A 15,434-nucleotide genomic window follows, 5' to 3' on the forward strand; every position below is an offset into this window, starting at 1 on the left:
CCTAGCGTTTCTTGTCATGCACGACCTTTACTTGCGACAGCAACTGCGTGGTGCCGGTACGATTGTTCATTTCCATTCCAATCGCTCTGATAGTGGCATTCGTTTCAATTATCTCCACGGGCTTGTCCGTTCGCGCAATATCCTGACCGGGAATAAGATGCAACAGGCTGGTCGTCAAGATTGTCTCATCGCGGCCTTTACCCGCATTTCGGACAATCACCACATTGCCGCTCAAATAAATGTCTTCGCCCTCGGCAGACATCCTGGCATGATCCGCCTTCAGTTGTACCGGAGGTTTACCGGGTTCGATAGTAATTAAACGTGGTTGTTCCAGCTCAGCCGAATCATCGTCGGGATAATGCACCATTTTTTTTCCGCGAAGCATTTTGTATCCCACGTCATTCTCATCCGTGCGAATGGCAGAAAAATCTTCCAAAACATAATCGGGAGCCCGTACCGATGCACTCTCCGGCGCAAGCAAAGGCGCATGCCCGTCCTGATTCAGCAGGAATAGCAATGATGCAAACAGGGCTATTATAACGAAAAGGAACCCGAGGCGAAGGTGACCCATCATGTGAGATAAGTCGCAAGATGCGCATCCAGCGTGTCCTGTGCCTGCATGATCATTTCGCAGATCTCGCGCGCCGCACCCCGCCCTCCTTCCAGACGGGTTATATAGTGCGCGTGCTTTTTCACCAGGGCAGGCGCGGCAGGCACAGAGATGGCAAGACCGCAACGCAGCAGGATCGGCAGATCGATCAGATCATCTCCCACGTATGCACACGATGATGCATCCAGGTGCTGGTCCTCGAGCAAGGCCTCGAACGCGGGAAGCTTGTTTTTTGCGCCTTGATAAACGAGGGTAACGCCCCAGTCCTTTGCTTTCAAATCCACGCAACGGGACTGACGGCCAGTGATAAGCGCCACCTTGATTCCGGTGGCCTTGAGCATTTTCAGGCCATGGCCATCCTGGCTGTTGAACGCCTTGATCTCCTCACCACCATCCGTGAGATAGAGGCTCCCGTCCGTGAGCACTCCATCCACATCGAAGATAACCATCTTGATCTTTCTTGCCTTTTCGTATATGTGTTGCATTTTGCTATTGGCTGAAACAGTCAGATCGAATGAATTTGTAAAAACTCTGGAACAACCTGCATTGCATATGAATGCCGAAGCTCGGTGAGAACGTAGGACATGAGTGAATGCCGCAGCTACCCGCTGTATCGCTGTGAGGTTGCCGCGTCAGCCCGAACGGGCACTGATGGACGGAAGCAAGGAGTTTCCGATCTAAGGGAGTAAAACTGCCGGATGAAAAGGCGGGATCAGTTTCTTGGCAATGGAAACACCACTGACTCAACCACTCCGCTCAACTCTTCCACCACCACTTCCCGTTCCGCTTGCTCTGACACGATTTGTCTGAGTCGCGAGATGACTTCCTGTACAAGCACTTCCGGCGCCGATGCCCCCGCGGTAATACCGATCTGCATTTTGCCTCTCAGCCAGGCTTCCTGCAATTGTTCCGCCCGGTCCAGCATGTACGCGTCCACGCCGGCATTTCTCGCGACTTCACACAAGCGGTTTGAGTTGGAGCTATTGGGCGAGCCTACCACGATCACGAGATCGCATTGCTTGACCATCGTTTTTACCGCATCCTGCCGGTTCTGGGTGGCGTAGCAGATATCATCCTTTTTTGGACCGAGGATTTTGGGAAAACGCCCTTTCAGGGCCTGAATCACACGATTGGCATCATCCACGGATAAGGTGGTCTGGGTCACGTAAGCCAGGTGAGCCGGATCCTGCACCTGCAGTTTCTCGACATCCTCTTCTGTTTCCACCAGATACATGGAAGGGCCCTCTCCCTCGGCCTGGCCCATGGTACCTTCCACCTCCGGGTGACCCGCATGGCCGATCATGATGATTTCTCTTCCCTGGTCCCGCATCCTTGCCACTTCAATATGAACTTTGGTCACGAGCGGACACGTGGCATCGAATACCTTGAATTGCCCCGCCTCGGCTTCGCGTCGCACAGCATGGGAAACCCCATGAGCACTGAAGATCAGAATGCTGCCAGGGGGAACTTCATCGAGGTTTTCGACAAATACTGCCCCCTTTTTTTCCAGATCCTCCACCACGAAACGGTTGTGCACCACTTCATGGCGCACGTAGATAGGGGCACCGTGTGTACTCAACGCACGCTCGACAATTTCGATTGCACGGTCCACGCCTGCACAGAAACCGCGAGGGTTTGCAAGCAATACCTTGATCATTTCGCCGTTTTCCATTAAGCACACCTCATTCAAGCACAAATACCGCTGGCGGTACGGTTAGCATTCGACATATACCTTCAAATTAATCCCCTGGATAACCTCTGTATGCCTGCGAGTGCGCATCCATTCTACAAATCTTGGCGCTTTCAATGCAGTCCGGGGAAGGCAAAAGCACAAACACCTATTTTACCATTCATATGTTTTCTCAAGAGAAATTCTTATCCTCCTGATTGACAAATCCGTTTCCGAGCGCCTGCCCGGTGCATGTTCATGGCGGAGGAGTACGAAAATCAGGATCAGGCAAGCGGTCGATTTTCCGGCGGGAACGAACGCGTTCCAGCTGTTCGCAAACCAGGCGAGTCCCCTGTAACACGCGCGTCGTCTGTCGCTGGATCAGATCGGGGTGCACGAAAAATACATTGTTATTCCTCACCGCGCTGAGCTGGGAAAACTGCCGGAGGAAAACTTTGACTTCAGCCGGCGCGCTTTCGTCCTGCTCCAATAAGACGCTGCTGATGATGGCATCCGGATCCGCCTCAAGCAGGTTTTCCCCGGATACCACTGGCGTCAGGGAAGATGACAGCGCAAACACGTTCGTGCCGCCGCATACGCGGATGACATCGCTGATGAGGTGCTGGTTGTTTACCGTCATCAGCGGCTGATGCCAGATCAACTGGAATACGCTGACCTTCGGCCGGTTGCTGTAGCTGTTCTCGATCTGTTGCAACGCCTCTTCATAGGTCTTCGCCGTCCGTTCCGCCGATCCTGCGGTTCCGGCCAGTCTGCCGATTGTTCGCAGCAGGCGCGGCACATCAGCCAGCGTGACCGCCTCTGTCGTAAAAACGGTCAGGCCAAGTCTTTCCAGCTTCTCGATATCGGCTCTGGCCTTGCCACTGCCCCAGGCCAGCAGCAGATCGGGCTGTAGCGCGACAATTCTTTCAAGATCCAGACTGAACGAGTCCCCTATGTCGGGAATGGATTTTGCAGCATCCGGATAATTGCTGTGCCTGCTGACGCCCACCAGCTTTTCCCCGGCCCCCGCTGCAAACACAAGTTCGGTGATGTTGGGTGAAAGTGAAATGATGCGCATTGCAGCGTGAGTCATACGAACACTGCGACCGTCATCGTCCGTCATTGTCTCCGGAAAACCCGGCAAAGAAGTTCCGGTTGCCGGAGCAGCAAAACCCGGGGAGGATGCCGATCGAATTTCGCCAGCATAGTCGGAATCCATGAGAGCCGATGTAAACAACGCGAACAGCAGCATCAGGACCTGGCGTATCAAGGTCACGCTGCTCTCCTCCCGGCATATCTATGGAGAAGGACTGGAAAGAATGAGAAAGGGAAAGCTGAAGGCATCCGGCAGGGCGGCGTGCCTGGGGTGTCTAGCCGAAAAGAAATTCAGACAGGCAATTCAGGCGCTTTGTACCGAGGAGGGCAGTGCCGGCTCGGCATCCTCCTGATAACGCTGGGCAAGGGCAACACGCTGCTCGTAGGCTTTTCGCGCAATGGCCACGTCTTCCAGGAAAAGCGGCAATTCCCTCATCAACAGTGCCTGAGGTCCATCCACCAGCGCTTTGCCCGGCGCGGGGTGAAAATCCACCAGTATCATATTGGCGCCGGCAATGACGCCTTGCGCAGTTGCATGCATGATATCGAGTACGCCATCCGGGGACGCGGCTCTCATTCCGACAGAATGCGATGGATCAATGCAGACCGGCATGCGTGTCAGTCGTTTGACCACTGGCACATGGGCAAAATCGACGAAATTGCGATGCGGATCTCCCATGTTGGTTTTCATGCCGCGCAGACCGAAAACGACTTTGCGGTTACCCTCGGATGCCAGATATTCCGCAGCATTGAGGGACTCATCCAGGGTAATACCAAAACCACGCTTGAGCAGCACCGGAAAATCCTGCTGGCGTCCCACTATTTTCAGCAGCTCGAAATTCTGTGTGTTGCGCGTGCCGATCTGCAGCATGACACCGGTGGCATTGCCCGTTCGATAAAGCGCATCACAGATTTCTTCGAGATGGGATTCATGGGTGATTTCCATGGCTATCACCCTGATGCCGTATTTTCCGGCCAGTTCGAATACGTAGGGCAGACAGGCCTTGCCGTGGCCCTGAAACGAATAGGGGCTGGTACGGGGCTTGTAAGCTCCCATGCGGGTGCACACTTGTCCGTTGTCCCGCAGCGCCTGCATCATCAGTTCGACGTGTTCGAGCGTATCCACTGCGCACAGTCCGGCAAAAACGTTCAGCGTATCCTGACCGAAGCGCACTCCGTTATAATCGAAATAGGTAGGCCTGTGATCATCCTTATGCCGGCCAAGAACACGATACTCCTCCGAGATCCGGACAACCTGCTCCACACAGGGCAGGTTTTGCATATCCTCGACCAGCAGCGCCTTCGTGTTCCCGATCAGATACACTTCGGTGAGCGTCTGCTCGCTGCCGACCTCGGTGCGTACTCGAGTGGATATTCCCGGCATATTGGCAAGATACGCCAATAACTGTTTGTAGTTGGGACTTTCAGGTCCGGTATCCGGACTAAGTACAAGAATCATAAAATAGAATTGGTTTGGGCAAACGCGCGGGCCTGGACGCCCCGGCCAAGGAACGGATTCTAACCGAAAAAACCAATGCTTGTCATTCAATCGAATATCGCGTTTAATCCCTTGAATAAAACAGATTTCAATCCCGAGCCATTCGCGACGCAAACTGGGAACCGCCGAAGCGCTTTGGCGAAAATACAGAAGTTGATCCGCGACGCAGGCAACTGCCATAGGCATAGACTCTTCCCGGCTACCGTGACAGAACAGGGCAGAAGAATCCGGAATGAAAAGAAAGCAGCCTATTCCCCCTATCCGCCTGCGATTTTTCTGATGGGACCGACGGCAAGCGGGAAAAGCGGACTCGCGCTGCATATCGCACGTTATCTTCCGGTGGAGATCATCAGCGTGGATTCGGCCCAGGTCTATCGCCACATGAATATCGGCACCGCGAAACCAGGCGCAGAAGCGCTGGCGGCCACGCCTCATCATCTCATCGATCTGATCGATCCGCATGAGCATTATTCTGCTGCCCGGTTCCGCACTGATGCACTGCGCACGATGCGGCAGATCGCGGACCGCGGCAATATTCCGCTTCTGGCGGGCGGCACGATGCTCTATTTCAAGGCGCTCCTTGAGGGACTTTCGGAACTTCCTTCCGCGGACAGCGACATGCGCGCTGCGATTGAAGCTAAAGCCCGGAAAAGCAGTTGGCCTGCGATGCACCAGGAGTTGTTCCGGCTTGACTCCGTCAGCGCGGAACGCATCAAACCAACCGACAGCCAGCGCATACAGCGCGCCCTGGAAGTGTTTTATCTCACCGGCAAACCCATGTCGGAAATACTGGGCAAGCCGAAAAATGTTTCACTACCCTACGAGGTGGTCAAGATAGCGCTCGTTCCCGGCAACCGTCAGGTGCTGCATCAGCGCATCGCACGCCGCTTCGAGCAGATGCTGAAGCATGGATTAATTGATGAGGTGCGCGCGATCCGTGATAAATTCTATCTGAGCGATGAAAACCCTTCGATGCGGTGCGTGGGTTACCGGCAGGTATGGATGCATCTGGAAAAGGCAACCGACGCATTGCGAATGCGGGAAATGGCGGTGGCCGCAACCCGGCAATTGGCGAAACGCCAACTCACCTGGCTTCGTTCCATGAAAGAAACCAGAGAATTCGACTGCCTGGAAGAAAATCTGCCTGAACAGGTGAAAACGTACCTCCTCAACACTGGATTGAAGTTTACAGAGGTTTCATAATCGGTAATTATTTGATCAGCGCGAGATTGGTATTTTTTATTCTGACCAGGAAAAATAAAATGATCGATAGATATAAACCCGTAGTTTTAGCCGTTGCCCTCGCAGGCGCCCTCTCCCTGGCGAGTTGCGGAAAAGAAGAGAAGGTGCATGAATCATGGAAGACGCCGGACCCCCAGGCGGTTGTGGACGATAGCACGCTCAACAGTTCGATACAGGGCGCCTTGAAGGCGGATCCGGAAGTCCGGCATCTCGACGTCCGGGTGGAAGCGCACAACGGAACGGTAATGCTGAGCGGTTTTGCGGATAATCAGGCTCAACTCGATCGTGTCAACATGCTCGCGTGGATGGTTGAAGGAGTGAAGAAAGTGGATAACAAGATGAATGTCCGCGGCGCTCCCCCTCCGGCTGACGGCTGAGAAGCCGCATCAGTATATAGAGTCGGCTTTTTACAGGTGTCACAAACCTACCAAGGAAAATTACCTTGATCTCATCTCTGCTTCTGACGCTGATTTTAGTTGTCAGCGTTATCATTTTCGTACCGCAGGTGCGCCGCATCCTCATTTCCAGCCGCCTGCTGAAAATCTTCCGTAAGATTCTGCCCCCTATCTCGCAAACCGAGCAGGAAGCGCTGGATGCCGGCACGGTATGGTGGGAGGCAGAGCTGTTCGGCGGCAGGCCGGACTGGAACAAGCTGCTGGCATTCCCCAAGCCCAAGCTGGAGGCGGAAGAAAAAGCCTTTCTGGATGGCCCTGTGGAAGAACTGTGCGCGATGCTGGACGAATGGCAGATCACGTGGGAACTGCATGATCTGCCGCCCCATGTATGGCAGTTCATCAAGGACCAGGGTTTTTTTGGCATGATTATTCCCAGGGAGTACGGGGGGCTCGGCTTTTCCGCGCTGGCGCACTCCGAGGTGGTCATGAAAATCAGTTCACGCAGCGGCACCGCGGCAGTGACCGTAATGGTGCCAAATTCGCTGGGCCCCGCTGAACTGCTGCTGCAATATGGCACGGAAGAGCAGAAGAATTACTATCTTCCACGGCTCGCGAAAGGATTGGAGGTGCCATGTTTCGCGCTCACCGGGCCTGAAGCAGGTTCGGATGCAAGCGCCATTCCCGATTCGGCCATCATATGTTATGGCACATTCAAGGGTAATGAGAAGGTGCTGGGCATGCGCGTGACCTGGGAGAAGCGCTATATCACGCTCGGCCCGGTGGCAACCCTCCTCGGACTTGCATTCAAGCTCCATGATCCGGATGGACTTCTGGGTGGCCAGAAAGATCTTGGCATCACCCTGGCGCTGATTCCCACTGACACGCCAGGTGTTGAGATCGGTCGCCGCCATTTTCCACTCGATGCCGCCTTTCAGAACGGGCCCAATTCGGGAAAAGACGTTTTCATACCCATGGAGTATGTGATAGGAGGAATCGAAGGAGTAGGCCGGGGCTGGCGCATGCTGATGAACTGCCTTGCCGTGGGCCGCTCCATCTCCCTGCCTGCCACGAGCACCGGAGGAGCCAAGCTGGCCGCACGCGCAACGGGCGCTTACAGCAGAGTGCGTGTGCAGTTCAAGCAGCCTATCGGATTTTTTGAGGGTGTTGAAGAAGCGCTTGCACGCATCGGGGGCCATACCTACATGATGGATGCGGCGCGAATGATGACTGCCGGGGCAGTGGATCTCGGGGAAAAGCCTTCCGTGATCTCTGCCATTGTCAAATACCATCTCACTGAGCGGGGACGCGAGGTGATCAACGATGCAATGGATGTGCATGGAGGCAAAGGCATCTGCCTGGGACCCGGCAATCACCTAGGACGCAGCTATCAGCAGATTCCCGTCAGCATCACTGTGGAAGGCGCCAACATCCTCACGCGAAACCTGATCATTTTCGGTCAGGGCGCGATACGTTGCCATCCGTATCTGCTGAAGGAAATCCGCGCCGCGGGGGATTCCGACACGAAGCGGGGGTTGGTGGAATTCGACAAGGCTCTGGCCAGGCATTTTGTCTTTACGGTCGGCAATGGCTTACGGTCGCTCATGCACGGGCTTACCAGCGGCAGGTTTGCGAAGGTGCCGCTCAACACAGATCCGGAAGTACACAGCTACTACAGCCAGCTGACGCGTTGCTCGGCCTCCTTCGCCTTTCTCGCCGATATCTCCCTTCTGGTTCTGGGCGGGGCGCTCAAACGCAGGGAGCGTTTGTCTGCGCGCCTGGGCGATATTCTAAGCCTTCTCTATTTATGCTCCGCTGTGCTGAAACGCTTCAAGGACGATCACCAACCCCCTTCTGACCTGCCGCTGCTGCATTGGTGCATGCAGGATGCGTTGTATCGCGTGCAACAGGCATTCGATGGGGTACTGGATAATTTTCCCGCTACCGGATTTACACGACGCGTACTGCGATTCATGGTGTTTCCGCTGGGCAAGCCGTTCTCTCCGCCCCCGGACGAACTGGAGCACAAAATTGCAGAATTGATGCTGGCACCTGGCGACGCACGTGATCGCCTCACTGCCGGTATTTACATACCCACAGCCAAAGACGAGCCGCTGAATATTCTGGAACAGGCACTGCAGCGTGCAGTGTCCTGTGAAGCAACAGAAGCCAAGTTGCGTACGGCGATAAAGAGCGGGCAGATTCCCGCGCAGGAAGAAGAGAGTATCGAGGTTGCCCTCAAGCAAAGAATCATTACGTCTACGGAACTGGAGATATTGAAAAAAATGGGAGACTTGCGCCGCCGCGTGATCATGGTGGATGATTTTCCTTCTGACTTTGGCTCCAGGTCGGACAAGACAACTGAGGCTACTTCGCCAACCAACGCATGAGCAATATATGAACAATGCCTCCGCCAGCCGGCAGCAGGTTCGAGCGGCGTTATCTCCGGCAGCAACGCCAAGCGAAGCGGAAATCCCTACAACATCTGGAAGGCAGGACATGGCGGGCATCATTTCGGTGGAAATTGCGGGAACTCTCGATGGATTGTTCCGCGAGCGGGTACGCCGCACGCCCGAAGCGATAGCCTATCGGGATTATGACCGCTCGAGCGGCAAATGGCGTGACCTTACCTGGTCGCGAATGGATGAGCGCATTGCACACTGGGTGATTGCGCTATCGAAGGAAAAGCTCAGACCGGGTGACCGTGTCGGGATAATGTTAAGAAACTGCCCGGAATGGGTAATGTTCGAACAGGCTGCGCTGAGGCTCGGGCTGGTGGTAGTGCCGCTCTATCCCACTGATCGCCCGGATAATGCGGGCTATATCCTTCAGGATGCAGGCGTCAAGATACTTCTGCTGGAAGAACTGGGGCAGTGGCTCGCTTTCTCCGAAGGGGGGGATCAGATCGCAGGGCTTGTGCGCGTCATCATTATCCAGGGCAGTGTCAGGCAAGGTCATAGAGCAGGGAACGAACTCGTACTTGCGCTGCATGACTGGCTGCCAGAGTGGTTCCCCGGCGAGAGGCCGACCGAGTCGCCGCAAGCATTCCCAAGCGTGGAACCCGTCTATCAGCTTCCTGCGGAGCCGGACCATCAAGCTTCGGAAGAAGCCGCGCTAAGCCGTGTCCTCGCTCGTGACCCGCATCAGCTGGCTACCATCATTTATACATCGGGCACATCCGGGCCCCCGAAGGGTGTGATGCTCAGTCATCATAATATACTGACCAATGCGCATAGCTGCCTGCAGGTCGTGCCGATCAAAGAAAGCGATGTGCTGCTCTCCTTTTTGCCGTTGTCCCACACGTTTGAGCGAACTGCCGGTTATTATGTGCCGATGATGCGGGGTTCGACAGTGGCGTATGCGCGCTCGATTCCCCAGTTGCAGGAGGACCTGCTGATCATCCGGCCGACCATCCTCGTTTCGGTGCCCCGAATCTATGAGCGCGTATATGCTGGCATTCGCGCCAGGCTGGCGGAGGGCTCCCTGCTGAGCCGCAAGCTGTTCGACCTTGCAGTCGAGATCGGGTACAACCGGTTCGAGTATCAGCAGGGGCGCGCCGAGAAGCATTTTTCCCATGCGTTGTGGCCATTGCTGGAAATACTGGTGGCAAAGAAGGTGATGAGCAAACTGGGCGGGCGGCTGCGCGCAGCGATGAGTGGCGGTGCTGCATTGTCAAGCGATGTTTCCCGCATATTTATCGGTCTGGGCCTGCCCATCCTCCAGGGCTACGGTATGACGGAAAGCAGCCCGGTCGTTTGCTGCAATACGATCGAGGACAATGCTCCGGCAAGTGTCGGACGGCCTATTCCAGGGGTGGAGGTGAAGCTCGGCGAGCAGAATGCCCTGCTTATTCGCGGACCCAACGTCATGCTCGGTTACTGGAACGATGAGGAGGCCACGCGAGCAGTAATGACTCCGGACGGCTGGCTCAATTCGGGTGACATCGCGGCAATCGACGAGTCCGGGCATATCACCATTACCGGTCGGGTGAAGGAAATCATTGTCATGTCCACCGGAGAAAAAATCCCGCCTGCCAACATGGAAGCAGCGATTCTGCGGGATCCGTTATTTGAACAGGTCATGGTGATTGGCGAGGGACGTCCTCACTTAGCGGTGCTGGCAGTTCTCAATTCCGGAAATTGGGAACGCATGGCAGATGAACACAATCTCGATCGGGACTGGCGCCGCCTGTCGGGCGATCCGAAGTTCGAAGAAATCCTGCTGGAACGGATCGCGTATCAGATCAAAGGATTTCCGGGGTATGCCAGGATATATCGCATTGCCGTGGTGACCGAGCCGTGGACAATCGAGAACCAGATGTTGACACCGACGTTGAAACTGCGGCGCACTTATGTGCTGAACCACTACAAAAGCGAGGTGGACAGGCTCTACACGAAGCAGTGAGCAGGCGGCCTAGCCTGCAAAATCATGAAAAATGACAGCACCGGCAATTGATGGGTTACGGCTTAAGCCTCCCCCATCCTACGCAACTTATCCTGTGAAATCATGAAAAATGACAGACAGTGACGCTGAATCTCAGGTATCGCTGCCTGAGAGTTCCGACCCGGTACTGCGGCTGGTGCCGATGCCTACGGATACGAATTATGCGGGAGACGTATTCGGCGGCTGGATCATGGCGCAAGTGGATATCGCCGGCAGCCTTCCCGCCATCCGCCGGGCTCGTGGTCGCGTCGTGACCGTGGCCGTGAATTCCTTCGTGTTCAAGCAACCGGTATTCGTCGGCGATGTCGTAAGCTTCTATGCCAATATCGTCCGGATTGGGCGAACCTCGATTACGGTGGATGTGGTCGTGTATGCACAGCGCGGATTACGGCAGGGCGACAAGGAAATATGCTGTCGGGTGACGGAAGCGGTGTTAACCTATGTTGCGGTCGATGAGCATCGCAAGCCGCGCGTGGTTCCTCCCGAGTGATGTGGACATATCGTATTGGAGGCAAAAGTGAATAATTCTGAATTCACCGTGCGCAAGGCCGCGGTTCTCGGCGCAGGAGTCATGGGAGCGCAGATTGCGGCGCATCTGATCAATGCGAATGTTGAAACTCTCCTGTTCGAGCTTTCCGCCGGAGAGGATCCCAATGCGAATGTCGTCAAGGCAATCGAAAATCTTAAAAAGCAGGACCCCCACCCACTGTCGAGCCCAGCCAGGGCAACATTCATACAGCCTGCAAACTACGACCAGAACCTTGAACTGCTCGGGGAGTGCGATCTTGTAATTGAAGCGATTGCGGAGCGCATGGATCTGAAAACGGGGCTGTACGCAAAAATAGCGCCGTATCTGGGGAAACGCACAATTTTTGCCAGCAACACATCGGGGCTATCCATCAACCAATTGGCGCAGGTGTTCCCGGAAACTCTGCGCCACCGTTTCTGCGGTATCCATTTTTTCAATCCGCCGCGCTACATGCACCTGGTGGAATTGATTCCCTGTACAGCCAGCGATAGCGCCATGCTCGACGACCTGGAAGCCTTCCTGGTTACTTACCTGGGCAAGGGTGTCATCCGCGCGAAAGATACACCCAATTTTATCGCCAACCGGATCGGTGTATTTTCCATGCTTGCCACCATGCACCATGCAAGCGAGTTCGGACTTGGATTCGACGTGGTGGATGCTCTGACCGGTTCCCTCATTGGCCGCCCGAAAAGCGCGACTTTCCGTACGGCCGACCTGGTAGGACTGGATATTCTTGCCCATGTGATCAATACCATGCGCGAAATGCTGCCAGACGACCCCTGGCACGAATACTATGCAGTGCCATCCTGGTTGCAAGCCCTGATAGACAAAGGCGCGCTAGGTCAGAAGGTAAAGCGCGGGGTATATCAGAAAACAGGCAAGGACATTCACGTACTGGATATTGCGCGAAACGAATATGTGCTCTCGGCGGGCAAGGTGGACGATGACATAGCAGAACTGCTCAAAGACAAAAGTCCTGCCGGCAAACTGGGTGCGCTGCGCTCCAGTCCTCATCCGCAAGCCCAGTTCCTGTGGACGGTGTTCCGCGATCTGTTTCATTACTGCGCGGTGCATCTCGAGGAAATAGCGGACAATGCCCGCGACCTCGATTTTGCCATGCGCTGGGGCTTCGGCTGGACTCAGGGTCCGTTTGAAACCTGGCAGGCCGCCGGATGGGGCGAGATCAGCAGATGGATCAGCGAAGATATCGCCGCTGGAAAAAGTATGAGCAATGCTTCGTTGCCGGAGTGGGTGCATGAGTTGGGGCAAAGTCCGGCGCAGGCAGTCAACCCGGACATACAGGGTGTACACAGGAAGTCAGGCTCTTATGCGCCTTCCAGCAAGAGCTTTCGGCCGCGCTCCTCGCTACCGGTATACCGGCGGCAACTGTTCCCCGACCGGCTGCTGAGCGAAGAGCCGCAGTATGGCCAGACCGTATTTGAAACCCAGGCGGTGCGGATGTGGTGCATGCCGGAAAAGACTGAAGCAGGTGGCCGCACGGAAAAGGGCGATGACGGCATTGCCATACTCAGCTTCAAGAGCAAGATGCACACTATCGGCAGTGACGTGCTGGATGGAATTCAGCAGGCGATAGACGAAGCTGAGCGTAACTGGCGCGCCCTGATAATCTGGCAGACCGAGCCTCCCTTTTCTGTCGGCGCCAACCTGAAGAAGGCAACCGAGCGCTTTAAGAACGAAGAACCTCCTTCAGCCCTCAACGTACTGGCGAAGAAATTCAAGAAAACGGCACAATCCGCCGTACTCAAAGCCGCACGCAAGCTCAATCTTGCGGATGCCCTGATGGCGGGAAAGCTGGCGGAAGTGGAAGCCATGATTGCGCAGTTCCAGCAGACTTCACAGGCGTTGCGCTATTCGACGATTCCCACGGTAGCGGCAGTGGATGGACTTGCGCTGGGAGGCGGTTGCGAATTCATCATGCATTGTGATCGTGCGGTCGCTACCTTGGAGAGTTATATCGGACTGGTGGAAGCGGGCGTGGGATTGCTGCCAGCGGGAGGAGGCTGCAAGGAGCTGGCGCTGCGCGCAGCGCAGAAGGCGACAGACGGTGATCCTTTTCCCGTACTGAAAAATTACTTTCAAAGCGTGGCAACGGCGCAAGTGTCGAAAAGTGCGGAGGAAGCCAAAGAGCTCGGGTATCTGCGACGTGCCGACGAAATCGTGATGAACCGGTTTGAACTGCTTTATATTGCCAAGGCGCTAGCGGTGGCAATGGCGGACGCGGGCTATCGCCCTCCGCTGAGAGCGCGCCGTATCCCCGTTGCCGGCACCACCGGCATCGCGAACATCAAAGGCATGCTGGTTAACATGCACGAAGGCAACTTTATCTCAGATCATGACTTTCTGATCGGCACCAGGATTGCCTCTGTGATGTGCGGCGGAGAACTCACGCCCGGAAGCCTGGTTGATGAAGAATGGTTCCTGGAACTTGAACGGGATGCGTTTATCGAACTGCTGGCAACCGAAAAGACCCAGGCACGCATCGAGCATACCCTGAAAACGGGAAAACCCCTCAGGAACTGAGAAAAGCTGGGCAATTTAGCGACTTACCGCTGATCAGGAAGAACAAACGCAGATAAGAACGAAAAAGGCAACGAAAGCAGTTTTCAATGAGTGCGACAGGGAAGCCGAAGACGGTCAAAGCCATCACCGTTTTTATTGTGAATCAGCGTAAAGGAAATTCATCATGACAACGAAGCAAACCGGGGAAGCTTACATCGTATCTGCCGTCCGTACACCGGTAGGGAAGGCGCCGCGCGGAATGTTTAAGACCGTGCGCCCCGACGACATGCTCGCCCATGTATTGAAGGCTGCCGTCAATCAGTGTGAAGGTCTTGATCCTGCTGCCATCGATGATGTGATAGCAGGTTGCGCCATGCCGGAGGCGGAGCAGGGATTGAACGTCGCGCGGATCTCGCTTCTGCTGGCAGGGTTGCCGAACAGCGTGCCCGGAATGACAGTGAACCGTTTCTGCGCATCGGGATTGCAGACCGTGGCGCTTGCCGCCGACCGTATCCGGCTGGGGGATGCCGATGTGATCATAGCAGCCGGCACCGAGAGCATGAGCATGGTGCCGATGTCAGGCAACAAGCCGGCCTTGGACCCGGCCATATTCCTGCGCGATGAAAACGTGGCGATCGCCTATGGCATGGGCATTACCGGGGAAAAAGTCGCGCAGCGGTGGCAGATCAGCCGTGAGGCGCAGGATGAGTTTGCGACGACGAGCCACGCAAGGGCGCTGAAAGCAATCGAGACGGGGGAATTCGAGCAGGAAATCGCACCCTATACAGTAGTGGAAAAACGGCCCGATCTTGCTTCCCACGAAATACGCGATGTGGCAGTAGTTCGAGATACCGATGAAGGCCCGCGTCCGGGCACGAACCCGGAAGTTCTTTCCAGACTCAAGCCGGTGTTTGCAGCCCATGGTACGGTGACAGCGGGCAACAGTTCGCAGATGTCTGATGGCGCAGGTGCGGTGGTGCTGGCAAGCGAAGACGCATTGAAGCGGTTCAACCTGACGCCGATGGGACGCTTTCTCGGCTATTCTGTAGTGGGCGTGCCGCCGGAAATCATGGGCATCGGTCCGGTGAAGGCAATACCGAGGGTGTTAAAGCAGGTGGGACTGAAACAGGACGACCTCGACTGGATCGAGTTGAACGAGGCTTTTGCCGCGCAAAGCCTTGCAGTCATCAATGATCTCGGGTTGGACCGGGAGAAGGTTAACCCACTCGGGGGGGCCATTGCGCTCGGCCATCCGTTGGGGGCCACCGGTGCTATTCGCGTTGCCACACTATTGCATGGCTTGCGCCGACATCACCAGAAGTATGGCATGGTGACCATGTGCGTGGGCACCGGGATGGGTGCAGCAGGAGTGTTTGAAGCAATGTAAGGTGTTTCACCGCTTTCGGCCACTCCGCCGCACTGGAGAATTCCCGGAG

12 protein-coding genes are annotated in these 15,434 nt (G+C 55.6%); 7 read left to right on the top strand and 5 right to left on the bottom strand.

What is annotated here, in order from left to right; all coding sequences use genetic code 11:
- Window position 1: 1 nt before the first annotated feature.
- The 5 genes from lptC to ACZ5BW_RS00525 form a co-directional block, all read right to left on the bottom strand.
- Window positions 2-574, bottom strand: a complete 573-nt coding sequence (lptC, locus tag ACZ5BW_RS00505) for an LPS export ABC transporter periplasmic protein LptC (protein WP_464541466.1) — start codon at window positions 572-574, stop codon at window positions 2-4.
- Window positions 571-1,095 carry a KdsC family phosphatase gene (locus ACZ5BW_RS00510; RefSeq protein ID WP_464541468.1) on the bottom strand — a complete coding sequence of 175 codons (525 nt, stop codon included), beginning with the start codon at window positions 1,093-1,095 and terminating at the stop codon, window positions 571-573. Before ACZ5BW_RS00510 ends, lptC begins: the two co-directional genes overlap by 4 nt.
- Window positions 1,096-1,322: 227 nt before the next feature.
- A complete protein-coding gene (ispH, locus tag ACZ5BW_RS00515) occupies window positions 1,323-2,267 on the bottom strand; it encodes a 4-hydroxy-3-methylbut-2-enyl diphosphate reductase (protein ID WP_464543737.1) in 945 nt (314 codons plus the stop codon).
- 268 nt (window positions 2,268-2,535) lie between these two features.
- The gene (locus ACZ5BW_RS00520; protein WP_464541470.1) at window positions 2,536-3,555 is read right to left on the bottom strand and encodes a cobalamin-binding protein; all 1,020 of its coding nucleotides are present in this window, start codon (window positions 3,553-3,555) and stop codon (window positions 2,536-2,538) included.
- A 123-nt stretch (window positions 3,556-3,678) separates the two neighbouring features.
- The gene (locus ACZ5BW_RS00525) at window positions 3,679-4,833 is read right to left on the bottom strand and encodes a 3-deoxy-7-phosphoheptulonate synthase (protein ID WP_464541472.1); all 1,155 of its coding nucleotides are present in this window, start codon (window positions 4,831-4,833) and stop codon (window positions 3,679-3,681) included.
- Window positions 4,834-5,151: 318 nt separating this feature from the next.
- On the opposite strand from ACZ5BW_RS00525, the gene miaA reads away from it, so the two are divergent.
- The 7 genes from miaA (at window position 5,152) to ACZ5BW_RS00560 (ending at window position 15,385) form a co-directional block, all read left to right on the top strand.
- Entirely contained in the window at window positions 5,152-6,075 is a 924-nt protein-coding gene (gene miaA / locus ACZ5BW_RS00530; RefSeq protein ID WP_464543738.1) for a tRNA (adenosine(37)-N6)-dimethylallyltransferase MiaA, read from the top strand.
- Window positions 6,076-6,134: 59 nt separating this feature from the next.
- Entirely contained in the window at window positions 6,135-6,491 is a 357-nt protein-coding gene (locus ACZ5BW_RS00535) for a BON domain-containing protein (protein WP_464541474.1), read from the top strand.
- Window positions 6,492-6,556: 65 nt separating this feature from the next.
- Window positions 6,557-8,896, top strand: a complete 2,340-nt coding sequence (locus ACZ5BW_RS00540) for an acyl-CoA dehydrogenase (RefSeq protein ID WP_464541476.1) — start codon at window positions 6,557-6,559, stop codon at window positions 8,894-8,896.
- Between the two features lie 7 nt (window positions 8,897-8,903).
- The gene (locus ACZ5BW_RS00545) at window positions 8,904-10,910 is read left to right on the top strand and encodes an AMP-dependent synthetase/ligase (protein ID WP_464541478.1); all 2,007 of its coding nucleotides are present in this window, start codon (window positions 8,904-8,906) and stop codon (window positions 10,908-10,910) included.
- Window positions 10,911-11,019: 109 nt separating this feature from the next.
- A complete protein-coding gene (locus tag ACZ5BW_RS00550; RefSeq protein WP_464541480.1) occupies window positions 11,020-11,439 on the top strand; it encodes an acyl-CoA thioesterase in 420 nt (139 codons plus the stop codon).
- Window positions 11,440-11,466: 27 nt separating this feature from the next.
- Window positions 11,467-14,019, top strand: coding sequence for a 3-hydroxyacyl-CoA dehydrogenase/enoyl-CoA hydratase family protein (locus ACZ5BW_RS00555; protein WP_464541482.1), 2,553 nt, complete (start codon window positions 11,467-11,469; stop codon window positions 14,017-14,019).
- 163 nt (window positions 14,020-14,182) lie between these two features.
- Window positions 14,183-15,385 (top strand): acetyl-CoA C-acyltransferase, encoded by a 1,203-nt coding sequence (locus ACZ5BW_RS00560; protein WP_464541484.1) that lies wholly within the window; start codon window positions 14,183-14,185, stop codon window positions 15,383-15,385.
- Window positions 15,386-15,434: the final 49 nt, after the last annotated feature.

Source organism: Nitrosospira sp. TNL300 (assembly GCF_055385915.1).